This window comes from Rhizobium sp. BK650, assembly GCF_014195325.1.
Classification (GTDB): Bacteria; Pseudomonadota; Alphaproteobacteria; order Rhizobiales; family Rhizobiaceae; genus Rhizobium.
In genome coordinates, this window is record NZ_JACIBK010000001.1 from 47561 (window position 1) to 71628 (window position 24068).

A 24068-nucleotide genomic window follows, 5' to 3' on the forward strand; every position below is an offset into this window, starting at 1 on the left:
GCTACGACTTCAGCCCTCCGCGCCGGCTGCCTTCGCTTGCTGGGCCGTCCGCAGCGTGGTCGCGGCGGCTGCAGCGCCGCCGTTCTTGTCGTCGCCGCCGACCTGCACCATCGGCTGAGCGAATTCAATGCCGTTGTTTTGGAATGCTTCACGGATTTTGGCGTAAGCCTTGCGGCGGATATAGGTTTGCATGCCGGGCACCGTCGTCATGGCGAAGCTCAAGACGATGCCGTAATCGCCGAATTCCTCGACACCTTTCATCTTGAGCGGTTCGATGAAAAGCGGGCCGACCTCGGCGTCTTCTCTTAGTTCCGCGCCGATAGCCTTGGTGATTTTGCGCGCCTTGTCGATGTCGGTGTTATAGGCGACAGAGATGCGGAACTTGTCGATCACCCAATCGCGGCTCATGTTTTCCACTGCGCCGAGTTCCCCGAAGGGCACAGTGAAGACAGGACCGCGATGGTGGCGCAGGCGCACCGAGCGCAGGCTGAAGCCTTCCACCGTTCCCTTGTAGTTCTTCGCCTGAATATATTCGCCGACGCGGAATGCATCATCGAACATGTAGAAAACGCCGCTGATGATGTCCTTGACGAGTGTTTGCGAGCCGAAGCCGATGGCGACGCCGAAAATGCCGGCGCCCGCAATCAGCGGGCCGATCTCCACACCGAGTTGGGAGAGAACGATGAGGGCGGCCATGACGGCGACCATCACGGCAAGCGCATTTCTGAAGATCGGCAGCAATGTCCGGAATCTCGCACGTTTGGCCGCTTCGGCAGGGGCGAGGCCGGTTGCATCCCCAGAGGTTCTGATAGTGCGGTCGATCCAGCCCCTGGCTAGCTGCCAGAGGAGATCGGCAATCAGGAGCACGATGACGCCCTTCAGCAGCCCGTTGAGGATGGCCGATATTGTCGTGTTCTGATTTGCAAGAGAACTTGGGTTAAAGCGCAAGACCAGAGCCAGCCAGCCAACCGCGAGCGCGATCACGATTGCACGGCTGCCGCGTACAAGCAAAATGCTTTTGGGACTTTCAGGTGGCGCCGATGTGAGCGTTGCTGCAGCCCTGCCGACGGCACGCAAGAGTCCAGGCAGCACGAGTGAGAAAATACCGATCCAAAAAGCACCCTTCAGACCCAGGCACCAGAGAAGCCACAGGAGACCGAGAAAGACGGTGAGGCCTGCCTTGACGGCGATCGGATAGGTCAATGCCGACCAGACCGCTTCGATCGCAAATGCCAGCAAAAGAACCGAGAAGCAGTAGGAGATGGCTTCGGAAACGGCGGGATCGACGCCTAGCGGGGCTCCAAGCGCCGCGGTTGCTCCAGCAAACAAGGCGATGCCAAGAAAGATCCGGGCGCGCACCGCGAATGCGCGACGATTGCTTTCCGCAAGGCCAATCAACACCGCGGCAACCCGATAAGCAATGAAGGCGACCAGATAGGCGAGCAGCACAATCCGGGCAAGTGGTGGCCATTCAACGGCGAAGAAGATAATCGCGATAACCATGGTGAAGACCGCGACGGGAAGAAGGCGGGCAGCTGCACCGATCGACGGAGACCGGGCGCGCCTGAAGAGCCATTCGGCGGCCGCGCCTACTGCGACCAAGCCGGCAAAAATCAGGAAGATGGGCGCGTAGCCATGCGATACGGCGTCCCGCCGAGCACGAGCGGCGGCTTCGGATATTTCGGAGGGGATGCGCGGAACTGCAGTGAGAATACTGTCGATGCGCGAGCGCGCGCGCGATTCCCAGGTCGCAAAATCTGATGACTGGGCAGCCGCGGCAGTTGCATCCTGCTCCTTCTTCCGGCTTTCCAGCCAGGTCTGGATCTCGGGGTCCTGCAGCAGGCCTATCAACTGGTCGATCTTCTGCTGTGGCGGCGATGGTGCGGTTTGCGCCGCCGCCGAGGTCACGACGAGCAAAGCCAGAAGAAATGCCGCTAGCCTGATCATTCGCCATGTCTCCTTTCACGGAGGAAGGATGAGCACAGCCGATGCGTCTTGGGGAGTATGTTACCGTAAACTCCGGCGTGATCACCGGCTACTGACTGAGGTGCTTGCCGAGATTGAGAACCGTCGCGGGCCGCATATGCACATGGATCTCATGAGTTGAATGGGACTGGGTGCGGCAGGATTAGCGGCATCCGTTATCGTGTCGTGCAGGGCAGACCCCACCCGAACTGGATCGTGACTATTCGACGAGGGAGAGATTTCTACCTTCAGGTCATTGGCGGAAGTACGTTACCGCAAATGCCCGTGTTACAAGATGTAACAGCCGTGTAAATCAAGCCCTTACTGTGTCAGTGGCTCGGATTGCGGGTCGGAGTGCAGCGTATCTTCAACCTTCACCGGCTTTGCAGCGACCGGCGGATGTTCGGCGATCGCCAGCGGGGCTGCGACCGCCGTACCAGCGACCTTGCCCACTGTTTGCACCGTTCCACCGACGACGGCAGCAACACCTTCGCCCAGGGTTATATTGGAATCCGTCAGCGGCTGGCCGGTCATCAGTCGCTGGCCGATCAGCTGGACGATCTCGGGGCTTTCGGCAAACTTGCCGTGGTTCAGCTTGTCGCCGGTGTCGACCTTGGTTAGATCGATTGCAGTAATGCCCGCCTCTTCCAGCCTGCTGCGGTAAGGCTCCTTGGATGGATCGATTGCTCCCAGCCGGGATACTTTGCCGGTGATGAGGCTCGATACCGCCAGGGCCCGATCATCCTGCGAAACAAAGATCGTGAATTTTGGATGGGGCGTGCCCATCTCTACGAATTGCTTGGCGAAGACCTGGATGTCGATATCGGGTGAGGCAAGTATGACATCTCGGATCTTGGGGTTCACGTGCCCGTCGCGGATACCCATCTGACGCAGGGATTCCATGGCGAGCCAGGTTCCCATGGAATGGGCAAGGATGGTGATATCCTTGACGCTTGGATCCTGTGCGAGGATGCGCAAGGCCTGCTCAAGTGCAGTGCGCGAATAGTTCGTGCTTTCCTTGTCGTATTCATAGGCTGTCAGCCGGGCCCGCGATGGCCAGGTAAAAAGGACCGGTGTGGCCTTCATGCCGCTGTCGTGAACGATCTGGGCCAGCCGGAAAACGGAATCCTCATACGTGTTGTTGAAGCCATGCACGAAGACGAGAGCGTGGCCGTCTACGAGATGCTGTTTGAACCAGGCACGTCCCTCGGTTCGCGTTTCGAGTTGTTCGACCCGCGTCACGGCGAAATCGGTCGCGGGGTTGGGCGGCAACCGCTCAGGCCATTGAACCGTACCCGCTGCACGCTTCGGCGGAATGGAAATGGCAATGTCCGTCAGGTAGGGCTTGGGACTGCGCTCGCCATTGAAAAGCGTTGCAGGATCGCCGGACTGCTGGCGCGTGGTGGCCACCAGCATCTCGACCTGCGAGGTCTTCGGAGTTTTGGCCGTGAGTGCGACAGGAGTCATCACCCCCGTCGGATGGCCGCAGCCTGCAAGCACGGTAAGCCCGGCGAGGAGAATGCGTTTCAGCATAATTGTTTCCTGGTTTCATCGGAACGCACCATAGGGCGTACACGCGCGTGCGGAAGTAAGTTACCGTAAACGCGGGTGTTAATACAGGCGCCTGCGGCAGGCTTTAGTTGGTTGATCGCCTTTTCGGTAACCGCAACACCGAGGCCCAAAATCGGTCGAGATCCAGACGTGATGCCGTCCGGCTCGAACGGCGGCATCGGATGCCTCCTCGGCTTTGATTGGCGCAGCGAACGGCAGAATGAGCAGCTTCGGCGGAAGGCCAATATTCTCAGCGGGACGAAATAACGTTATCTGGAATCACGGAGGGCAGGGAAACCGCCGGCGGGATCAGTTCGCCTGCCGGGAGAATTTTTTGCCTGATCTCAGCGTCGGAAAGGCTGCGCCAATGCTGCCAGCCTTCACCCTGCAGGAGGCCGCTGTCCGAAAAGTCCTTCCAATGGCTGTAGCTGCCGGTGCCCGCGTAGACGAAGTTGCGGGCATCTTCGGGGGAGGAATACATCGTGTACTCGGCAGTGTGCTCCGCGCGGTTCGCGGTGTCGGCGACTTTGTGCAGGAAACTCGACAGGAATTTGAAGTGCAGAAGAGCGCCGGTGATGCCGACGGTACCGCGCATTTCGCCGAGATTGAGGGAGAGCGGCCAGACCTGGTGCGAGGATTTGAGATAGAGACGTTCGCCGGATACGTAGATCAGCGGGATCTTGTTGAGTGCCGGACCATCCCAGGTGCGGCCGCGGAAGTAGACACGGGCCCGCACGCCGCCCTTGATCCAGATGGTACGGCTGCTCCTGTCGAAATGCGATTCATAGCCTGACCTGTCAAAGAGGCTGCAGACATCGAGTGGATTGCGGCCGGGCTCGCAGATATTTTCGCTGACGGGATTGCGGCTGTACATGTCGATCATCACCGAGCGTAGCGAATGAGCCCCGACGGATTCCATGTAGGCCGTCAATTGGCTGATCGAGCGCGTATCGCAATGCGGATAGACGAAAAACTCATCCGCATCGACATAGAGAACCCATTTTTCCTGGCAATGGCGGTTCATGACCGCGTTGATCCAGTCATTACCGAAGCGTGCAGCCTTATAGGAGCCGGTGGCCGAGAGCAGCGAAACGTCTTCCATGGCGGACAAGAGCTCGGCCGTGCCATCGTTGGAACCATTGTCGATGCAGATGAAGTGCTCGACGCCGAGATCGCGATAATATTGCAGGAAGAACTCCATCCGGTGTCCTTCGTCGCGGATCACGCAAATGAGGACATGGCGTGCCTGCTTCAGGCTGTCGCGTAGGCCGGCATAGCCTACCTGTCTTGCCTTCAATGATCGGCGCAGCCGCGCCTTGGCATAGTGCGAGATGCTGCTGGTCAACGCGCTCATTTCTGCTCCTGAACACTCGTTCCGGTGTCAAACGCCGGCTTCGCCCGCAAAAAATAGGACCAATGTCGCGTCAGCAGACATAGTCGCCGACGAGCAAGGTGCGAACATGCGGATTGGGTGTCCTGTTCTGCAGCGCATGTTGCATGCGTTCGCGGATCGAACGGTATTTGTAGACAACCTTGCGGTCGAAGCTGATGCCTCGGTAAAGCGCGTTATAGGCAGGGTGCGTTTTGCGCAGATCGATATAGACCTGGCTTTCAGTGGCGCTCCAGGGAAAGAACGTGCCGTGCCAGGGCTTGGGGTGCGCCATGTAATGAACGATGGCGAGCGAGGCCATGTCCACCAGGTGCAGGAACTGCTTCGGGAAGTTCCAGCGGTTCGAGACGAGGATGAGCGAGGAGCCGCAGACATAGTTCAGTGCACCCTGATCATGCTTGCCGTCGCAGGCTTCGGGGTTCGTAGCAAAGAGCTGCAGCGCTTCCGGCCCGATCCAGCCTTCGCGGTGGAATTTCAGGACGCCGGCATTGAAATAACTGCTGTCCTTGCCGTTCTGCAGCAGGCCATGGATGGACGTGTAATCGCGCGCTGCGAAGAACTTTCCGGGGGGAACGAAGGCATTTTCGAGATCGGCAAGGCTGCTGACGATCTGCGTGTCGCCGTCCAGATAGATGATCTGCGTATAATTGTCGGGCAGGATCTGGGCCAGCACGAGCTTGGCCATGGTGCTGACGCTAATGCGGCCCATGAAATGTGAACCGTCGAGCTTGCCGAGAGATTCGTGCAGCGCTTCCGTTGCATCCATCAGTTTGACGCCGCTCAGCGCCAGCAGGCTTTTCAGCTCCTCGAAATTGTCGAGTTGTTCCGACATGAGAACGCAGACATCGGTTTCCGAACTTGCAAATTTCCGAGCCTGAAGCGCAGAAAGAATGGTCGGAAAGGAATATTCGACATCCGTAACGTAAGCCACGCACTGATTACTCATGGTACAGTCCTTCTCGTAGTTCTTGGTCGGGAAGCGTCTTGGCTAGGCCCGTTACAGGTTTCGCGCTGCCGGAGCGTTGATCTGCCCGCCTTACTGGCGTCTCGGTTATGGCGGATTGTGAGAAAATTAACCGCTCCTATCGCTCCACTACGAAAAGCTGGGTGTTGTGGATCGACCCCTGTAATGTGAAGATCGGCATGGGGCGCATGCGGGACGATAGAAAGGGATAAGGCATCACAATGCTGAACGGCACGATCGTTGTGATACTGGTTTCGCTCGCAGCTGGAATGGCCATTCGCGCCTGGGCCTTCGCGATTTTCGCGATCGTCGTAGCCCTTGGCTTTGGCATCGCGGCCCATCAGAGCGTCTCGCTGCTTGACGCGGCACTTTACGGGTTGGGCATCCTCGTGCTGATGCAGGTCTGCTATGTGACAAGTGTCTTTGTGGCCGGTCTCTGGCGCCGCAGTCGCAAGCCTGCCAAGGAAAGTGCGATCGCCGATCCAGCGCCTGTACCGAGCAAGCAGCGGCAAAGCTGACGTCACCGACATCTTTTCCGCCCCGTACATCATCGTGATGCAAACACCGGCGTACTCATCAGAGACGTCGGCGTCCTCTGCAGGCGGCTCGTCCGCTGCGACGATGCGTAAGGGACGGTCAGGCAGCCACTTGCGAGGCCGGCCGTGATGCTGAACAGCAGGCCGAGGTCTGTACTACTTCCGGAGATCGTTGCCGAAGCAATCTGCGCGACGGAAGCGAAGACGGCCGCCATTCCGATTGCCCGGTTTTCGCGGCTCACCAGCTTGCTGCGGCCAGCGGCCATCAGCAGGCTGTAGAGGAAGAGCAGGAAGAGCGCCGTGCCGGTCAAGCCGACATTCGACAGAAGTGCCGCAGCGAAGCTTGATGTGCGTACAGTGCCGAGGCCTGCTCCAAACGTCGCCGTTTCCACGAAGGAGATCAGCGCCAGCGTGTTCCAGGCAGCGCGTTCCTCGCCGGATTGCGACTCCATTTTATTGGCCAGGGTAACGTTTGCCAGATCTCCGAGAGCATTCCATGCACTCGGGATCAGGGCTACGGCCATGATCACGCAGGGCACCATAAGCAGGGTTATCAAAAGGAAGATGGCATAAGGGCGTGTCGCCTGTCCGCTCAGCAGCCGCTTGAGGCTGAACAAGACTGCGACGCCAATCATGAAGAGACCGGCGACATAGGCCGTCGTCGAGGTGCAGAGGATCAGGGTTAGGCCGATCGATATCGTCACGAGACCGGTGAACCGGATTGGAAAGCGCTCAAGCCATAGAATGAGCGCAAAGCTGAAGAATACCAGTGCAGCTGCGCCATAAGCGCTCGCTTCCGGAAAGGAGCCGACGATGCGTTTGAAGCCGCCGATCACCTCGGCTGTGTGCATCGTGTAGTTGGCGTTGCGGATGAAATCGAGGAGGTCAGGCTGTCCAATCGTGAATGTTGCGATATCAAGGAGGGCAAAACCCAGGCAGACGAGCGCCGTCACGATAAGCTGGCGAGCGATGAAACGACCGTATCCGAGCCGCGCAAGACCGCAGACGATGGCGAAGCAGACGAGATCGCCGAGCAGGTAGACGGATTGTGTCAGATTGGAAGAGCCTGGCGCAAGCGGCGACGCCATGATCGACATCAGACCTGAACTGCTGCGGGCGGAAGAATAAACCAGCGTCGCCCCGGCGAAAATACGCGGCAGGAAGAAGGCTGATACGGCAGAAAACAGAACATAGGCAGCGAACCAGAAGCCGGGGCCGGGATAGGCCAGGCTCATCAGGGCCGCCTGCTTCTGGCGCGGTCTCAGTAATACACCAATCGTGACGAAGAGGAGCAGCAGGTGGCTTGGCTGAATACTGCTGCCACCCAGTGCCGGCAGCTGGAAGGCCGCAGCTGCGCCGAGCACCGTAGAAATGCACAGTGCCGTAATCGCGAAGCGGGATCCATAATAAACGAGCGCCAGGCCGAGCAGAAGAACGATGAAGCCGATCGGTTCGATACTCATGCCGGGATCTCCGACCCAGACCGAAGATTCGTTGCCGTCATACCGCACAGACCCGGCGTGCGGCGCAACGAAACGCTCAATGCAGGCATGAACTCAATTCTTACGCTAACAGGCATGTTCCTACCGCGGTCTCCTAGTTCGATCCGGTCTGCGATATCCAGTTCGGAGCAGGCGCGTCGCTCCGGGCGATATTGGGAACAAGGGCGGCAGCCGGCTGCTGGGACTGGGGTGTCGGCGATGCGGCTGACGAGGTGTCGACAGCGGCCTGGACGCCGATTTCAATGATGTCGTGCGGCAGTAGAGCCGTGTTTTCATCTGCTACTATATTGCTGTAGCTGCCGTCCTTATTGCGGCGAACGATCTTGAAGTTCTTTTTTGTCGTGCCAAGGAGTGTCGATTCCGCGCCCATGCGGGCGAGTTCGGCGCTGTAGCCGGCCTGATCGCCGAGGAGCTGCGCCACCTGCATGTCGATCCCTGCCTTGTTGATCGCGAGGGTGATCGTATTCAGTTCCTGCTGATTTTCGGCATTGCGCTTGTTGATGACGTCAGCCTTTTCGCGCTGGCTCTCATTCAGGCCCTGACGGGATTTCGTGAGCGCGATCTCCAGATCCAGCAATTCGCTCTGGGTCTCTGCTAAGCTCCGATCGACGGAAAATTGGCGGGTATTGCTGGTCAAACCCTTGCTGACGAGGCTGTTGACGTTGTTCAGCTCCTGCTGTGCAAGATCGATCTGCCGCTTCTGGGAGACGACCTTGGCTTCGAGAGACTGGATTTCCTGGGTGTAAAGACGGCTCAGATCGTCAGCCGCTTCGACCTTGCTGTTGGTCTCGACAGCTCGCAGGCGCATCAGGTTCAGTTCCTCTGCCTTGAGCTTGCCGATATCGGGCACGGCGGCGATCTCCGAGGGAATGTCGAAATCGGATTGGCCGGCGATCTCGGCGCGCAGGCGTGCAGCACGCATCAAGAGATCGCGGCGATTGAGGACGGCTGTACGATAATCGCCAGCCGCCTGAATGCGGTCCCGATCGTAGTAGGTGCTGTCGTCACGTGCCCGCATGTAGCCGCCTGCGATGCTGACGGCTTTAATGACGGTCATATTGGCCTCGAATGGATAGCGTCCAGGCCGTTCGATGCTGCCGTTGACGAAGATCGGTGCGTGCTGGTCAATTTCGACGGCGATGAAAGGCCTTCCGGGAAGGTCGGCTTTTTCGGCCAGCGCGTCCGAAATGGCATCCGACAGCTGTTCGGTCGTTTGACCGGCAGCGCTGACCTGGCCGGCGATAGGTATCGAAAGATTGCCTGCATCATCGACGGTGTAGGTTCCATCGAGCGCTTCCCAGCTCGCGTATTTGGAATCGATAGAACGCCACTCCACAATCCGCAGCTTTATCTTATCCTCCGGGACAAGCGTATAGCTGTCGGCATGAGCAGCGCTCCATCCCATCGCGCAGGTAAAGAGGCCAACAAGGCCAATGAACGGAAGACGGTCAAGCAAAGAGATGGGCCGCATAACGTCTGTTACCTCCGTTTTGCCGCGATGGATGGCGAAGACATCTCGCGATTTGAGGATTGGCTGAGTTCAAGGATGCGCATGGGAGACGCACGTCCCATCAGAAGATCGGACAAAGCCAGAAAATTGCCGTTCAGCCGGCCACGACGGTCGACTGCGCTATCATTGAGCAGGGCGCCGCGCGTGTTCGCCAGGATATTGCGGCCGATCTGCGCCATTGCACGGGGCCAAGACATGGTGCCCTTGCGCATCAGATGCACCGGATTTGCGACCTGCGAATAGCCGAGCCTTTTGCCGGGCTGGCGCCCGGACTTCACGCCGAGATGCACGCCGCAGGCGCCCGAAATACGCACCGACCGTCCGTAGCGGGCGATGGACCGGCTGAAATCGATGTCTTCCAGCCAGCCATAGAGCGGCAGTTCCTCGTCGAAGGCGAGTCCGTGGCCGACGATTGGCGCCAGTCGAACCGCCATGTTGCATCCATAGGCGTTGTAGACTTCAGTCACCTGCTCGCCTCTTTCGTCCGCGGTCTCGATCACATGTATGGCTTCGGACTGGGTCAGCCCCTTGCCGAGAATGCCGTCGGCAAGAACGTCGCCAGTCGCGATGACCACATCCGGATATTCGGCGAAAACGGCTGCCATGCGCGGAATGAAGCCAGGCGCGGGAATGAAGTCGTCGTCGAGGAAGATCAGCACATCCATGTCTTCGCTTGCGGCCTCGATGATCCGGTTGCGCTGGCAGGTCAGGCCGCGGGGGCCGACCATCAATTCCACGCTCTCGCGGTTAGCAAGTCCCAAAGCGTCATCCATCCCGGGGACGCAGACGATGATGCGCTCCGGATGGGGCTGAAGGTTCTCGATATAGGTTACCGTCTCCAGAAGCGTCGCCGGTCGGCCTGCCGAGGCAATGCCGACGGCGATCTTCAGTTTCGATGAATTGGGGGCCGGGGTCGTCATGTCCGCACACTCGATGGCGTGTTGTTGACGATTGCACCGAGGATTTCTGCACCGACGTTGCGCATGCTGTCGACGACGCGAACGGTCTCGTCAATCGAAGTGCGGCCGTAGGAGGTTACGACGAGAACGCCGTCCAGTTCCGGCGCAATCGCATTGGCGTCTGGGGATGAGGTAAAGGCGGAGATATCGACGAATATGGCGTCGAATTCCTTCTTCAGGTCGGCGAAATTGAGTTGGGTGCGGCGTGAGCTCAGGCGGACGGCGGGCGTGACGGCGCGGACCTTCCCAAGCGGCAGGAACTTCAGCGTTGGCGTCAGCGACAAGGTGGCGGTGCGGATCGCTTCGATATTGTCGAGCACATCGATGAGGCCGGCTGAACTGTTCGGCGCAATGGACTTGCTCAGGGAAGACTTTGTTGCTGCGGCATCGATCAGCAGGGTTCGCGAGCCTGATATCGCCGAGAGCACCGCCAGTTCACAGGCAATAGTGGATGCCCCGTTCCCCGGGTTGACGGCGACGATGCCGATCACGACGCGGCGTCTACGGCGGAAGCCGGTGACAGTCGCGCCAAGTTCGGCCATTCCGGGGATCAGCGGATAGGCGACACTGCCGCCCTCGTCGGCAGCAGGTAGCGCCGCTGCACGGCCAGTCCTCTTTGCGCGTCCCAGAGGCGTGACGAAAGACAGGCCCGCGGCCTGTGACAACTGTTGCGTGCGCATGATGCGCCTGTCGCTGACGTGGCGGATCATGGCAAGGCCAAGGCCGGAGCCGGCGCCGACGACCAGCGCGAAGGCGAGAATCAGCGAATTGTTGGGCTGCGCTTTGGCAAGCGGCGAGGTGGCCTGCGAGACGATGGTGGCATCGGAGACAGGATAGGAAATTCGCTGCTTGGCCTCAGTGTATTGCGTAAGGGTGTTTTCGAAGAGGGTGCGGCGGGCGTCCGTCGCACTCTGAAGTTCAGCGAGTTTGAACTGGTCGCGCGGATTTGCCTTGAAGGTGGCAAGTGCGTTTGCGGCGTCGGCGAGTCCGCGCTGCTGCTCGTTGACGAACTGTTCCAGCCATTGGCTGTACTGCTGGGCCGCCGCAGCCTTCATCTGGACATTCTTACGGATGTACTGCTGGGCAACCGCATCGGCGATCTCGACCGCTCTCTGCGGGTTGGAGGCGGATGCGGATATTTCGAGGATCGTCGACTGACCAATGCGACGCATTGCGACGATATTGCGCAGCCGGGCGATCGCCCGGTCGGTTCGCGCTGTTTCCTGGATTGCTGCAGCGGTCTGGGTATTATCCGAGGTCGCATCGCCTGATCCCGTCTCCGACTGCACCGTGCCAGTGCGGTTGCCCGTCAACCAGTCTTTGACCTTGTCCTGCAGGGAAAGGGCCTGATCGGCGAAGCCCGGATCGCTGGCGAGGTTCAGCGCGCCGACGGCGCCGCCAAGAACATCGCTCGACTTTGCTATTTCAAGCTGTGCATCGATGAAGGCGTCTTCGGCGAACGCTCTTTGGGCGTCCGAACCGTTTACCTGCGGGAAGACCATCAGCTGCGTACTGGCCACATAGGTCGGCTTGGCAATGAAGAGATAGGCGGCAGCGAAAGCCAGGAAGACCAGAGTGGTAAATACAATCCACGGCCAACGCATCCTGACGAAAAAGGACATATCCCGCAGTGTCAACGATGAACTACCGCTGTCGGTAGCCGGCAAGGATATCGGGGCGACGCTACTGAAGACGTGATTTGAGTTCATAGTGTCCTGATCCAAAGGGCAAGAGTATCTTCTTCATTGGCACCCAGCAGCTGCGCGCGGCCCTGTCGGGCCATACGGCTCCTGGACTAGTAGCAGCCGCGCTGCGAGAACAGGGCGGGAACGGTCTTCGCGATGATGATGAAATCGCGCGTGAGCGACCAATGACGGACATATTGGACGTCGAGCGCGACGCGATGTTCATAGCTCACGTCGTTGCGGCCGCTGGTCTGCCATTGTCCTGTCAGACCGGGCCTCGCGGCCATATAGCTCGCGACATGCTCGCCATAGCGAGCGAGTTCCTCCGCCGTCACCGGACGCGGGCCTACAATGCTCATTTCGCCGCGTAGGATATTGATGAGCTGCGGCAACTCATCGATGCTGGACTTCCTCAGGATTTCGCCGACGGTGGTGATACGCGGATCGTTCTTGAGCTTCCGTGTCGTTTCCCACTCGGCTCGCGCTGACGCATTGGTGCGCAGCAGTTCGGCGAGCCTGTCGGCGGCATCGGTCTTCATAGTGCGGAACTTGAGGCAGCCGAAAGCGGCACCTCCATAACCAATGCGTGTATGCGAATAGAAGACCGGCCCGCGGTCGCTCAACTTTACGATGAGTGCTGCGATCAGCATTAGAGGCGACAGCAAAACCAGAGCAGAGGTCGCCAGTACGATATCAACCGCTCGCTTGGATGCCCTGCCGAGCACATGAGGCTGCGATATTCTGCGAGGATTGTTATTCGGCCCGGACTGGTCAACGTTCGGCCAGGATTCACGAACTTCAATACTCTGTGCTTCCCAAGTCATCGACCGACTCCAAAAGTTTAGAACCTCGTGAAGTTTGGTGCAGCGCAATGTGCTTGTCTGTGACCGCGGTCATAATGATTAGCAAATTCTTTATGCTAATACTGCAATGCTACGGAGTTTTATACGAATTCGGCAGCTGGGGGGTTCTGCACCCTAATTTATTCGCATATTTAACTTACATGGCGTGTTCCACGTACGGATTGGATAGATGAAGCCGTACGCTGCAGATATTATTTGAACAATTTTGATCCTAATAGCCCCAAAAATGGGCAGTTTTCCGTAGAACTCCCCCGAATTCGAGGAATGCTAGAAAAAATATAATCTACATAACTGGTGGTGTCGTCACTATTATTTGAGATGCTCTTGTCATCTTCGATTGTTATTTGACTCTCAAGTTGGGACAATATAAATGATGCAGTGCAGCATCAGCTACGACCAATCTGTTTTGTTGGGGAGTTATGCGCATGGACGGAGCTACACAAACGAGAGACTATAGGGTCGCAATGGGTAAAGCGGCTATTAGCGTTGTTTCGGATACTTCTTTGAACAACCGTGTCTCAAGTGACGACGACTTTCCGTTCTGCCGCGCGACTGTACGCAACTTCCGTCGCGGCGAGCTTATTGCAGGCGCTGGAGTCTTTGTGGACATGTTCGCTCGCGTGCAGCGCGGGCTGGTTAGCGCCAGCACGATGTTGCCGGACGGCAGGGAGTTCATTGTCGAGATCATTCCGAGGGGCGGTTTGATCGGCGAACTCGAAGTATTACGTAAGCAGATGCTGAATTTGGAGTATAGAGCTAGTTCGGACTGCGAGCTATACTTCTTCGAAGGCCGTCTGCTGCGGGAAAGATACGCGACCGATCCGCAGTTTCAGGAGAAGGTCTTTTCGAGAACGCTAGCGCGCGTATCCGAGTTGGAACGCCGCATCATTTCGAACGCCGGATCGAACCTGCAATCGCGCTTGGCGGCAATGCTTCTGCGGCTATCTTCGGTCTACGGAAAGGACACGTCGGACAACCGGGACGTGCTGATCATCTCCCAGAACGATTTGGCGGCGACGCTTCCGGCTTCTCGTGAGAAGGTCAACCAGTGCTTGCGTCGCCTGCGCGAATGCAAGGTGATCGACGGAGCTCAAGGTAGGATCCGTATTCTCAACCGCAAGGCGTTGGAAGCCTATGCCGACGGTGCAGCGTCCGCAAGATAATGCGCTTCGTCACGATCCAGCCGCCATCTGCAGCCTGGTCGTGATCACTCTACCTGTCATAGACGGTGTTGGGGCCTAACCGTCAAAAAGCATCCATTGTGTCTGTCGTCGGAGAGCTTCTATGAACGACATCGGCCAACTGCGTCCTGATGAGACCGGATCTGCCGTTTCGGCCCTAAGATGGCCGGCTTCGGGACGCTATGCAAAACTATGGAGGGACGGTATCGCCGTACGCCCGGTTCTCGACCGCGTGGTCGTTATTGACGACTATTCCACGGCGAGGGGTGGGGCGACCGCGCTTGCGATCCTGTCGGCGAAGCTCTTTATCGGACTCGGCATTGCCGTGACTTATATCTGTGGCGACGATGGAACGAACGAGGAGCTTGCGTCTCTCGGTGTTTCAATCGTTAAGCTGAACAGTCGTGATCTCCTGAATTCCAGCCGGGCCAAGGCCTTCGCGACCGGGATCCACAATCCTGCAGCCGGCAGCATGATTTCTTCCTGGATGCGCGCCAACGATACGCCTCAGACGATCTATCATGTCCACGGCTGGCATCAGATCCTGTCGCCTGCCGTCTTTGACGCGCTTGCGCCTGTTGCCGATCGGTGCGTCGTCCATGCACATGACTTTTTCATCGGGTGCCCCAATGGGGCGTTTTTTGATTATCAGGCGCAAGAGATCTGCCAACGACATCCGCTCGGGGCGAGCTGTATTGCCACTTCCTGCGACAAGCGCAGCTATGCGCAGAAACTATGGCGGACGGCCCGTGGTGCCAATCTCTTTCGTGCGCTCAGAAACCGTCCCGCCTACGGCACGATCGTTCTGCTGCACGAGAAGATGGCTGATTTCCTCGTGGGCTCCGGCTACCAGCCGGGACGGCTCATCACCATCCGCAATCCGATCGCGCCGCTGACGGCCGAGCGTGTCGCAGCCGAGGAAAATGACGAGTTCGTCTTCATCGGCCGGCTGGATGAGGAAAAAGGCATCGAGGATGCGCTGGCCGCCGCACACAGGGCCGGAGCAAACCTTTGCGTGATCGGCGATGGGCCGCTGATGCCGAAGGTCGTGGCGGCTGGCGGTCATGTCCGGGCCATGGGCTGGCAGTCACATGCGGAGATCGGGCGGATCATCCGCAGCGCAAGCGCTCTCGTCATGCCGTCGCGCTATCCGGAGCCGTTCGGCCTCGTGGCGATCGAGGCGGCACGCAGCGGCCTTCCCGTCATCATGACCAAGGGCGCCTTCCTTGCCGAGGAGATGGAGAGGGCCGGAATGGCGATCTCCTGCAACACGATGGACGGGGAAGCCTTCGCCGCAACGCTGACGGCTTTCCGCAACATGCCGAAAGAGGATGTACGCCTGATGAGCGAGCGTGCCTTTCGGCTGTCGCCCACTCTGGCGACGACACACGAAGAATGGCGCGATGCCCTTCTCGCGCAATACCGCAATCTGACTTCGACACATGTGGTGCCCGAGCCGAGGGGTGGGGCGATCGTACAAGGAGCGTTCAAGTGACTGTCAAAGCAGCAAGCTCTCTCCCCGAAGCAGTGGCATTCCGGAGTGACGCGCCCGTCGTGACGAAAAACCGCGCCATCGGCGCCGGCAGCAGGGCCGATACGAAGCAGCCGCGCGTCGCTATCGTCCATTATTGGCTGGTATCGATGCGTGGCGGCGAAAAGGTGGTGGAGGAACTCTGCCGCATGTTCCCACAGGCAGACATTTTCACGCTGGTCTACGATCCCGATCGCATCAGTGATTTTCTGAATAGCCGCAATATCCATACGTCTTTTCTGCAGAAGATTCCGCGTTCGAAGCGTTATTATACGAAGATGCTGCCACTGATGCCCTTTGCGCTGGAGCATTTCGACCTGCAGGATTATGACCTTGTCATTTCGAGTGAATCCGGTCCGGCCAAGGGCATCATCACGCGGGCGGATGCACTTCATATCTGCTACTGCCATTCGCCCATGCGCTACATCTGGGATCAATTCCATGTGTATCGGCGCGGCGTTTCGCGGATCGGCAAAGCGCTGATGTCGCTGACCGCTCCGATGCTGCGTGCCTGGGATGTGACGACCGCTTCGCGTGTCGACACTTTCGTGGCGAATTCCAGCTATGTCGCGGGTCGTATCCGCCGCTTCTATGACCGCGATGCCGTCGTCATCTATCCGCCGGTTGCGACCGACGATTTCGCTATCGGGCAGGGCAAGGGCGAGTTCTATCTGTATGCGGGCCAGCTCACTGCCTACAAGCGGCCGGACATCGCCGTTAAGGCCTGCACCGAAATGGGCCGCAATCTGATCGTGATCGGCGAGGGCGAGCAGGAAGCCTATTTGAGATCAATCGCCGGACCGACGGTGCAGTTTCTCGGTCATCAGCCATTCCCCGTTCTTCGTGATCACCTGTCGCGCTGCCGCGCGCTGCTGTTTCCGGGCATCGAAGATTTCGGCATTCTGCCGGTAGAGGCGATGGCGTCCGGCCGGCCGGTTCTGGCCTTCGATGCGGGTGGCGCACGCGAGACCGTCTGCGCGCCGCATGTCGGCTTCCGTTTTGCGGAGCAAACCGCGGAAGCACTGATTGAAACGATGGCGGCCTTCGAAGCGGTCGAGGATACGCTCGATCCGACCGCGATCCGCAACCACGCCCTAAGATTCTCCGCAGCGGTTTTCCGCGACCGCCTCGGCTCTCTCATCGATGAACAGCTCGCCGAGCACGGATTTCAGGTTGCAGGCCCTATCCGAAAGAAAGCAAGCTGACACGCACAACCGGCCGAGAGGCCGGCAAAACCCGGACCAGACGAGGTTCGTTGCACGCGGCCAAGGAATAGATCGTGTCAAGTGTATCGCATAGAACGGCGACGGCAAGTATCTGGACAATCAGCGGAAAATTTCTGGCACGATTGCTCGATTTCGTGAGCCTGCTCATCCTCGCGAGGCTTCTGAGCCCGGCCGATTTCGGGGTCGTCGCCATTGCCACGTCGGTTCTCGTCATCGTAGAGGCGATCCTCGATCTGCCGCTCACCCAGGCGCTGGTGCGTGTTGCTTCGCCATCCGAGCAGATGTTTGCCACAGCCTTCACATTAAGTCTCATCAGAGGGACAGCGATCAGCCTGCTGATGATGATCATCGCCTGGCCTATGGCTCTCATCTACAACGATCCGCGGCTTTTTCCGCTGGTCGCGGTAATTTCGATCGCGCCCGCGATGCGGAGCGTGATCAGCCCGCGCATGATCATTTTCATGCAGCGGTTCGATTTCCGGCGCGAATTTGTGTTGGATCTCATCACCAAGGGGTCGACGTTGATCTTCGGCGTGGGCGTAGCGTTCGCGACCGGTAGCTATTGGGGGCTGGCGATAGGGGCTATCGCTGGTCCGATGGCGGCGACCATCGTCTCCTACATCTTCGCGCCGATACATCCGAAACTCAGCCTTTCGGAGTGGAAGCACTTCCAGGACATGATCGGCTGGAATACGGTTTCGCAAGTACTCAATTCGCTTAACTGGCAGATGGACCGGCTGCTGCTGCCACGTTTTATAAGTCTTTCCATCTATGGCGCCTTCAGTGTCGCGGATAATCTCGCCGGTATTCCGTATCAGACATTCGTCGGCCCACTGATGCGCCCTTTGATGGCCGCCTTCTCAAATGTCAGCGACCGGGGCAAGCAGATCACCGCCTATCTGAAGGCGACCAATGCAATCATGGTGGTGGCCGCGCCGATCCTGCTCGTCATCATCTTCCTTGCCGAGCCGATCCTGCGCATCGTCGTCGGCGAGAAATGGGCCTTTGCGGCGCCGATTATGCAATGGTTCTGTATCGTCAGCCTGATCGGTCTACCGACCACCATCATGCCGCCGCTCGTCATGGTTCTCGACAATACACGCTATGTAGCTCTGAGGATGTTCGCGGAATTTGTCGTGAGGGCGCCGGTTACCGTGCTCGGCGTGGTGATGTTCGGACTTGACGGTGCGCTGGCAGCACGTGTCATCGCCGCCGTCGTCGCCTATGTCGTCTGCCTCCTCATCACGCAGCGGCTGATTGGCGCTTCGATCGCTGCGCAGCTCTATGCATTTGTTCGGCCGCTTGCAGCCAGCCTGCCGATGATTGGCTTCCTGCTCTGGGTTCAGCCCGTTCTGATTGCCATGCCGCTCGGTGTCGAGCTTTTCGCCGGCGTCGGGCTCTGCGGCGGTACTGCACTTGTGGTCTTCTGGGTTTCCTCGCTTCTCATCTGGCAGGTAGTCGGGCGGCCGGACGGGCTGGAAGCCATCGTCATCAGGAAATTCGTGCCCTGGCGAAACGGGGTCGTTATTTCATGATCGGCTTGGAAAACGCTGCTTATGGAGGAAGAAGGATGCGTCACGCGAAATTTGCCGGAAGATTTGCGCTTCTGCTTGTCATCGGCCTTTTCGGCCCGCCAGGCCCCCGGCCCAGCGAGGCTGAGGAGCCGCTCAATCTCGACGATTTCCAGATGACCTTTGCCGAAGACTTCAACACGCTTGATGTTTCGGCTTGGGGCGAAAACGGATCTCGCTGGATCGCGCATACGCCGTGGAATGGCGATTTCGGCGATGCGCAGTTTACCGACCCGATGGACGGATTCCCTTTTACAGTCAGTGATGGCATCTTGCGGATCGAGGCCCGGAAGGATGCGGAAGGCAAATGGCGTTCCGGCCTACTCGCCTCGACCAATCCGAAGGGCGAAGGCTTCTCGCAGAAGTTCGGCTATTTCGAAGCACGCATGAAGCTGCCGCCGGGCAAGGGCGTCTGGCCGGCCTTCTGGCTGATCGGCCTCGATCGGTCCAAATTCACCTCGGAAATCGACGTGATTGAATATTACGGCCGCGCGCCCGGCGAGTTCAGCATGGGCTATCATGTCTGGCGCCCAAGTAACCAGCATACGACGGACGGCCATCTCACAAATGTGCCCGGAGGTTCGCTCAGCAGCGACTTTCATACGTTTGGTGTGGATATCGGCCCGCGGAAATCGACCTTCTATCTGGATCGCAAGCCGCTCTGGAGTTTCGACACGCCTCCGGAATTCCAGATGCCCTTCTACCCGCTGGTCAATCTGGCTCTTGGATCTGGCTGGCCAATCGATGAAACGCCGAACCCGTCCTATTTGCTGGTCGACTATATCCATGTCTATCAGCGAAAGAGCCTGGCTTCCGGCGAATAATGGGTAGGGCCGGATACCGGTCTGTGCGCGTTTGAGCGCAGCGAGCACGATGCCGGTCAGCCGGCGCGACGGGGAACTGCGTGGCCAGAGTAAACCGACCTCGCGCGGCGCTGGCTGCAGCCGATCGCCTGCGGTAGTGTTGCGGTTTTCCCTGGCGATGTCGTGGTCGCCGACAAGGATGGTGCAGTGCTGATCCCTGTGGCACTGCTTGATGCCGTGCTTGCCGAAGCGCCAGAACAGGAGCGCATGGAAGGCTGGATCATGAGCGAAATTGATCGAGGCGTACCGCTTCCCGGTCTCTATCCCATGAGTGCCGAAACGAAGGCACGCTATCAAGCGTGGAAGGAAGGCACGCTATCAAGCGTGGAAGGATGCACAATGAGCTTCGGAACTGACTCGAAGGGCGTCTATGCAATAGCAACCACGCCGTTCCTGCCCGATGGCGCCTTGGACACGCCATCGATCGACCGGCTGACCGATTTCTATCAGGATAGCGGCGTTACCGGAATGACGATCCTCGGCATCATGGGCGAAGCGCCGAAGCTGGAGCCTGTTGAATCGCGGGCGATCATCCGCCAGGTCGTCGGTCGCTCAAGGGTGCCTGTTGTCGTCGGCGTCTCGGCGCCTGGTTTTGCGGCGATGCGCTCGCTTGCCCGTGATGCGATGGACATGGGGGCTGCTGGCGTCATGATCGCGCCGACACCAGCGCTCCGCACTGACGAGCAAATCATCCAGTACTTTGCGCAGGCGGCCGAAGCCGTCGGCGCTGATGTTCCCTGGGTGCTGCAGGATTATCCGTTGACGCTGACGGTCGTGATGTCGGCGAGCGTGGTTGCCAGGATTATTTCCGATCACCCCTCCTGCGTGATGCTCAAGCACGAGGACTGGCCGGGACTGGAGAAGATCTCGAAGCTGCGCGCCATGCAGAAGGTGGGCGATCTTCGCCCCTTCTCGATCCTTTGTGGCAATGGCGGTATGTTCCTCGATTTCGAACCGGAGCGCGGTGCAGACGGCGCCATGACCGGGTACGGTTTCTCCGATATGCTGGTCGAATTGGTTGGGCTCTTTGCTGCCGGCAAACGCGACGAGGCGCATGATCTTTTCGACGCGCATCTGCCGCTGATCCGTTATGAGCAACAGTTGGGCGTCGGTCTTGCCGTCCGCAAGCATGTTCTCATGCGCCGGGGTGTCATCAGCTCGGATGCGCAGCGCAAGCCGGGAAGCGTGCTCAGCGCCAGGGCGCGCGCCGAGGTTGATTATCTGTTACGTCGCCTGGCGCGGCACGATCCGCGCGCTCCTGTCTGACGGATATGGCTCCTCCCGGCAAGGCGGAAGCATTGCTGTCCATAATGCCGGCTCGGCTTCTATCCCGCGTGGCGGCGGCTCCGGAGGACTGCAGTCTTTTGGATTCTTCCTTCCATCTTGTCCCTGGCGTTCCCGCATAGCAGCATTAAAAGGCATCCCAAGTCGCAAAGAGTGATCACTTCGATGTCACAATGACACTGCAGATATGCTTCGTGAAAAGACGAATCGAACAAGGATGAGAGCAGTGGCACAAGCCCAGCCGCATGAGCGAATTCAATATATCGTGGAAGGCGGCCATCGCCTTGCTGGCGAAATCCAGCCGAGCGGCAACAAGAATGCCGCACTGCCGATCATTGCTGCCTCGCTTCTGACCGACAAGCTCGTGCATCTGACCAATGTGCCGCGTATCCGCGATGTCGAAGCACTGGTCGAACTGATACAATCCGTTGGCGCCCAAGCGCGCTGGCTCGGCCGCAACGAACTCGAAATCGAAGCAAGCAATCTGAAACCCGCTGACCTCGATCCCGACCTCTGCGCCCGTATCCGCGCGTCCATCCTGCTCGCTGGCCCAATGCTGGCACGTTGCGGCGAGATCACGCTGCCACCGCCGGGCGGCGATATCATCGGCCGCCGCCGCGTCGATACGCATTTCCTCGCTCTGGAGCAGCTTGGCGCCGAGATTAATGTCAACGGTTCCTATAATTTTCGCGCCAAACAGCTTCGCGGTGCAGACGTTTTCCTCGACGAACCCTCGGTCACTGCGACCGAGAATGCACTTTGTGCGGCTGTCGCCGCGGAAGGTAAGACGATCCTGCGCAACTGCGCTTCCGAGCCTCATGTTCAGGATCTCGCGCGTTTCCTGATAGCATTGGGTGCGAAAATCGAAGGTATCGGCACCAACACGATGATAATCTACGGCGGCCAGCCACTAGCCGGCACGTCGCATCGTGTCGGACCTGACCACAACGAGGTCGGTTCACTGATCGGTCTTGCGGCCGTTACCGGTTCCGAGATCACGATCCGCCGTGCGGGCGTGGAGCACTTGCGTTCGACGCTGATGACATTCGAGCGCCTCGGCATCCGCTGCCGTATAGAAGGCGACGATCTTCTGGTGCCCGCAGGACAGGAGATGAAGATCCAGCCGGACTTCGGCGGGCACATTCCGAAGATCGAAGATCAGCCCTGGCCCGCATTTCCGGCAGATACGATGTCGATTGCCATCGTCACCGCCTCGCAATGCGATGGCGTCGTGCTGATGTTCGAGAAGATGTTCGAAAGCCGGATGTTTTTCGTCGACAAGCTCATCGCTATGGGCGCGCGCATCGTGCTTTGCGATCCGCATCGTGCGATCGTCGCCGGCCCCTCAAAGCTGCGTGCGGCCCAGGTGGAGAGTCCGGATATTCGTGCCGGCATGGCGATGCTAATCGCCGCCATGTGTGCGGAGGGCACCAGCGTCATCAACAATGCCCAGCAGATCGAACGAGGCTATGAGCGGATTGAAGAGCGTCTGAATGCGCTCGGTGCGCGCATTACCCGTGTGCCGCCCCGCCAAGCGTGAACGGTCTCGTCACCTTCAGACTTTGTTGTCTTGCGGCCTGCCAAGGCAAATTTTCGATCATTGGAACTCTGTCATATAGCTATGGCGAGAACGTGCTTTATCGAGCAGATTGAATAGGGAGCGTGCCATGATCGAAAACACTCAGCTCGACCGTATCAAGAATGAAATTGCCGACAGCTTCGATGAGGAGCTGGAAATGCAGATGGAGGAGGACCGGCTCGACGAGCTGGTTGCCGAAGGCATGTCCGGCGAAGCGGAGCAGACGCTCGACCGCAAGCTCTATTTCCGCGAACTCTTCCGCCTGCAGCATGAGCTCGTCCGTCTTCAGGACTGGGTTCAGTACAAGAAGCTCAAGGTCGTCGTCCTTTTCGAAGGCCGCGACTCCGCAGGCAAGGGCGGCGCGATCAAGCGCGTGACACAGCGTCTCAATCCGCGCGTCTGCCGCGTCGTGGCGCTTCCGGCACCAACCGAACGCGAGCGGAATCAGTGGTATTTCCAGCGCTATACGCCGCACCTGCCGTCGGCAGGAGAGATGGTTCTCTTCGACCGCAGCTGGTACAATCGCGCAGGGGTCGAGCGCGTCATGGGCTTCTGCACAAAGGACGAACTGGAAGAGTTCTTTCGCTCCGTACCGGAATTCGAGCGCATGCTGGTTCGTTCCGGCATCATCCTTATCAAGTACTGGTTCTCGATCACCGACGAGGAACAGGAATTCCGCTTCAACATGCGCATCCACGATCCACTGAAGCAATGGAAGCTCTCGCCGATGGACCTGCAGAGCCGTGTCCACTGGGAAGAGTATACCAAGGCCAAGGAAGAGATGCTGGACCGGACTCATATTCCGGAAGCGCCGTGGTGGGTCGTTCAGGCCGTGGACAAGAAACGTGCGCGCCTCAACTGCATCGCACATCTCCTGACCCAGGTTCCCTATGAGGACGTTCCGAAGGAAGCGATCGTGCTGCCCGAGCGCGTGCGTCACGACGATTATCATCGCGTCCCGGTTCCACCGGAAATGTATGTTCCTGAAGTTTATTGATTAAAGAGGGTGCTACCGGCTTCCGGCAGCAGCATCCCCGAGGAGCCCTCCCCGGTTCGGGGGCTCCTCAATGCGCCGATTGCTGTTTGGCGCGAGCGACGATCTGCGTCGGATTGACGAATTGCAGCGCGATGACGAGCCAGAAAAGTGTCGTCACCATGTAGACCACCGCCATCGCATCGATCGACTGGCCGGCGCGCACCCCTGATGCAAAGACCGCATAATAGAGCGAAACGACGAGTGTTTGCGTCTGCGGCCCGGATATCAGGAACGTAAGCTCGAACATCGCAAGTGTGCGCACCAGGACCAGCAGTAGGGCGGCCAGCATGCCGGGCAGCAGGAGCGGCAGCAGGATGCGGATGAAGAGGCTCGTCGTGCCGGCGCCGAAGACGCGGGCGGCGGCTTCGATGCGCGGATCGATTTGCTCGATGAAGGGGATCATGACGAGTACGACGAAGGGGAAGGACGGTACGAGATTGATCAGAACTACGCCCCAAAATGTGCCGCCAAGGCCGAGCTGATAGAGCACAGTCGCCAGCGGAATGCCGTAGGTGAGTGGCGGGATCAGCAGGGGCAGCAGGAAGAGCAGGATGATGGCGCGCTTGCCGGGAAAGTCACGCCGGGCGAGCGCGTAAGCGGTCATCACGCCGAGAATGCCTGAGATGATGACGACGACGAAGACCATTTCGAAGGTCACGATCAGCACATTGGAAAGCTGGAACTCGCTCCAAGCGCTGAAATACCATCGGTCGGTCCAGCCGCGCGGCAGCCATGTCCCGAGCCAGCGCGTTGCAAAGGAATTGAGGATAACGACCGCGATGACGGCGAGCAGATTGAGGACGAAAAGGCTGGCGAGCGCCCAGACAGCGAAGCGCCAGATCTTTGAGGTAAGGCCTTGGTCACGGATCATG

19 protein-coding genes are annotated in these 24068 nt (G+C 58.9%); 9 read left to right on the top strand and 10 right to left on the bottom strand.

What is annotated here, in order from left to right:
• Window positions 1-9 precede the first annotated feature (9 nt).
• The 4 genes from FHX15_RS00245 to FHX15_RS00260 all read right to left on the bottom strand — a co-directional run bounded on the left by FHX15_RS00245 (window position 10) and on the right by FHX15_RS00260 (window position 5852).
• On the bottom strand, window positions 10-1947 hold the full coding sequence (locus FHX15_RS00245; protein WP_184392641.1) for a mechanosensitive ion channel family protein: 1938 nt from the start codon (window positions 1945-1947) through the stop codon (window positions 10-12).
• Between the two features lie 339 nt (window positions 1948-2286).
• Entirely contained in the window at window positions 2287-3498 is a 1212-nt protein-coding gene (locus FHX15_RS00250) for an alpha/beta hydrolase (protein WP_184392643.1), read from the bottom strand.
• 268 nt (window positions 3499-3766) lie between these two features.
• Window positions 3767-4870: a glycosyltransferase family 2 protein gene (locus FHX15_RS00255; RefSeq protein WP_184392645.1), complete on the bottom strand. Its 1104-nt coding sequence runs from the start codon at window positions 4868-4870 to the stop codon at window positions 3767-3769.
• A gap of 70 nt (window positions 4871-4940) precedes the next feature.
• Window positions 4941-5852, bottom strand: a complete 912-nt coding sequence (locus tag FHX15_RS00260) for a glycosyltransferase family 8 protein (RefSeq protein WP_184392647.1) — start codon at window positions 5850-5852, stop codon at window positions 4941-4943.
• A 239-nt stretch (window positions 5853-6091) separates the two neighbouring features.
• Between FHX15_RS00260 and FHX15_RS00265 the strand changes: the two genes are divergently transcribed.
• Window positions 6092-6388: a hypothetical protein gene (locus FHX15_RS00265; protein ID WP_184392649.1), complete on the top strand. Its 297-nt coding sequence runs from the start codon at window positions 6092-6094 to the stop codon at window positions 6386-6388.
• 29 nt (window positions 6389-6417) lie between these two features.
• On the opposite strand, the gene FHX15_RS00270 is transcribed toward FHX15_RS00265, so the two are convergent.
• From FHX15_RS00270 to FHX15_RS00290, 5 genes are all read right to left on the bottom strand, one after another.
• Complete coding sequence (locus FHX15_RS00270) at window positions 6418-7869, bottom strand: hypothetical protein (RefSeq protein ID WP_184392651.1); 1452 nt, start codon at window positions 7867-7869, stop codon at window positions 6418-6420.
• A 133-nt stretch (window positions 7870-8002) separates the two neighbouring features.
• Window positions 8003-9379 (bottom strand): polysaccharide biosynthesis/export family protein, encoded by a 1377-nt coding sequence (locus FHX15_RS00275; RefSeq protein WP_184392652.1) that lies wholly within the window; start codon window positions 9377-9379, stop codon window positions 8003-8005.
• 8 nt (window positions 9380-9387) lie between these two features.
• Complete coding sequence (locus FHX15_RS00280; protein WP_184392653.1) at window positions 9388-10338, bottom strand: glycosyltransferase family 2 protein; 951 nt, start codon at window positions 10336-10338, stop codon at window positions 9388-9390.
• A complete protein-coding gene (locus tag FHX15_RS00285; protein WP_184392654.1) occupies window positions 10335-12086 on the bottom strand; it encodes a GumC family protein in 1752 nt (583 codons plus the stop codon). Before FHX15_RS00285 ends, FHX15_RS00280 begins: the two co-directional genes overlap by 4 nt.
• Before the next feature lie 86 nt (window positions 12087-12172).
• Complete coding sequence (locus tag FHX15_RS00290) at window positions 12173-12886, bottom strand: sugar transferase (protein WP_184392655.1); 714 nt, start codon at window positions 12884-12886, stop codon at window positions 12173-12175.
• Between the two features lie 464 nt (window positions 12887-13350).
• On the opposite strand from FHX15_RS00290, the gene FHX15_RS00295 reads away from it, so the two are divergent.
• From FHX15_RS00295 to ppk2, 8 genes are all read left to right on the top strand, one after another.
• The gene (locus FHX15_RS00295) at window positions 13351-14088 is read left to right on the top strand and encodes a Crp/Fnr family transcriptional regulator (RefSeq protein WP_409526989.1); all 738 of its coding nucleotides are present in this window, start codon (window positions 13351-13353) and stop codon (window positions 14086-14088) included.
• A gap of 121 nt (window positions 14089-14209) precedes the next feature.
• Window positions 14210-15601, top strand: coding sequence for a glycosyltransferase family 4 protein (locus tag FHX15_RS00300; protein ID WP_184392657.1), 1392 nt, complete (start codon window positions 14210-14212; stop codon window positions 15599-15601).
• On the top strand, window positions 15598-16842 hold the full coding sequence (locus tag FHX15_RS00305) for a glycosyltransferase family 4 protein (RefSeq protein WP_184392658.1): 1245 nt from the start codon (window positions 15598-15600) through the stop codon (window positions 16840-16842). Before FHX15_RS00300 ends, FHX15_RS00305 begins: the two co-directional genes overlap by 4 nt.
• A 74-nt stretch (window positions 16843-16916) precedes the next feature.
• Entirely contained in the window at window positions 16917-18398 is a 1482-nt protein-coding gene (locus tag FHX15_RS00310) for a lipopolysaccharide biosynthesis protein (RefSeq protein ID WP_184392659.1), read from the top strand.
• A 35-nt stretch (window positions 18399-18433) separates the two neighbouring features.
• On the top strand, window positions 18434-19258 hold the full coding sequence (locus FHX15_RS00315) for a glycoside hydrolase family 16 protein (RefSeq protein WP_184392661.1): 825 nt from the start codon (window positions 18434-18436) through the stop codon (window positions 19256-19258).
• Between the two features lie 378 nt (window positions 19259-19636).
• Window positions 19637-20563 carry a dihydrodipicolinate synthase family protein gene (locus FHX15_RS00320; protein WP_184393966.1) on the top strand — a complete coding sequence of 309 codons (927 nt, stop codon included), beginning with the start codon at window positions 19637-19639 and terminating at the stop codon, window positions 20561-20563.
• 235 nt (window positions 20564-20798) lie between these two features.
• Window positions 20799-22121 (top strand): UDP-N-acetylglucosamine 1-carboxyvinyltransferase, encoded by a 1323-nt coding sequence (gene murA / locus FHX15_RS00325; protein WP_184392663.1) that lies wholly within the window; start codon window positions 20799-20801, stop codon window positions 22119-22121.
• A 127-nt stretch (window positions 22122-22248) separates the two neighbouring features.
• Complete coding sequence (ppk2, locus tag FHX15_RS00330; RefSeq protein WP_184392664.1) at window positions 22249-23157, top strand: polyphosphate kinase 2; 909 nt, start codon at window positions 22249-22251, stop codon at window positions 23155-23157.
• A 67-nt stretch (window positions 23158-23224) separates the two neighbouring features.
• On the opposite strand, the gene FHX15_RS00335 is transcribed toward ppk2, so the two are convergent.
• Window positions 23225-24067, bottom strand: coding sequence for an ABC transporter permease (locus tag FHX15_RS00335; RefSeq protein WP_184392666.1), 843 nt, complete (start codon window positions 24065-24067; stop codon window positions 23225-23227).
• Window position 24068 lies beyond the last annotated feature (1 nt).

What these genes read in the sequence shown, in the direction of transcription:
- FHX15_RS00270 (WP_184392651.1), bottom strand. Translation starts at nt 7,869, where the DNA reads ATGAGTATCGAACCGATCGGCTTCATCGTTCTTCTGCTCGGCCTGGCG.
- ppk2 (WP_184392664.1), top strand. Translation starts at nt 22,249, where the DNA reads ATGATCGAAAACACTCAGCTCGACCGTATCAAGAATGAAATTGCCGAC.
- FHX15_RS00275 (WP_184392652.1), bottom strand. Translation starts at nt 9,379, where the DNA reads ATGCGGCCCATCTCTTTGCTTGACCGTCTTCCGTTCATTGGCCTTGTT.
- FHX15_RS00320 (WP_184393966.1), top strand. Translation starts at nt 19,637, where the DNA reads ATGAGCTTCGGAACTGACTCGAAGGGCGTCTATGCAATAGCAACCACG.
- FHX15_RS00280 (WP_184392653.1), bottom strand. Translation starts at nt 10,338, where the DNA reads ATGACGACCCCGGCCCCCAATTCATCGAAACTGAAGATCGCCGTCGGC.
- FHX15_RS00285 (WP_184392654.1), bottom strand. Translation starts at nt 12,086, where the DNA reads ATGAACTCAAATCACGTCTTCAGTAGCGTCGCCCCGATATCCTTGCCG.
- FHX15_RS00245 (WP_184392641.1), bottom strand. Translation starts at nt 1,947, where the DNA reads ATGATCAGGCTAGCGGCATTTCTTCTGGCTTTGCTCGTCGTGACCTCG.
- FHX15_RS00315 (WP_184392661.1), top strand. Translation starts at nt 18,434, where the DNA reads ATGCGTCACGCGAAATTTGCCGGAAGATTTGCGCTTCTGCTTGTCATC.
- FHX15_RS00335 (WP_184392666.1), bottom strand. Translation starts at nt 24,067, where the DNA reads ATGATCCGTGACCAAGGCCTTACCTCAAAGATCTGGCGCTTCGCTGTC.
- FHX15_RS00265 (WP_184392649.1), top strand. Translation starts at nt 6,092, where the DNA reads ATGCTGAACGGCACGATCGTTGTGATACTGGTTTCGCTCGCAGCTGGA.
- FHX15_RS00295 (WP_409526989.1), top strand. Translation starts at nt 13,351, where the DNA reads ATGGACGGAGCTACACAAACGAGAGACTATAGGGTCGCAATGGGTAAA.
- FHX15_RS00300 (WP_184392657.1), top strand. Translation starts at nt 14,210, where the DNA reads ATGAACGACATCGGCCAACTGCGTCCTGATGAGACCGGATCTGCCGTT.
- FHX15_RS00250 (WP_184392643.1), bottom strand. Translation starts at nt 3,498, where the DNA reads ATGCTGAAACGCATTCTCCTCGCCGGGCTTACCGTGCTTGCAGGCTGC.
- FHX15_RS00260 (WP_184392647.1), bottom strand. Translation starts at nt 5,852, where the DNA reads ATGAGTAATCAGTGCGTGGCTTACGTTACGGATGTCGAATATTCCTTT.
- FHX15_RS00290 (WP_184392655.1), bottom strand. Translation starts at nt 12,886, where the DNA reads ATGACTTGGGAAGCACAGAGTATTGAAGTTCGTGAATCCTGGCCGAAC.
- murA (WP_184392663.1), top strand. Translation starts at nt 20,799, where the DNA reads ATGAGAGCAGTGGCACAAGCCCAGCCGCATGAGCGAATTCAATATATC.
- FHX15_RS00255 (WP_184392645.1), bottom strand. Translation starts at nt 4,870, where the DNA reads ATGAGCGCGTTGACCAGCAGCATCTCGCACTATGCCAAGGCGCGGCTG.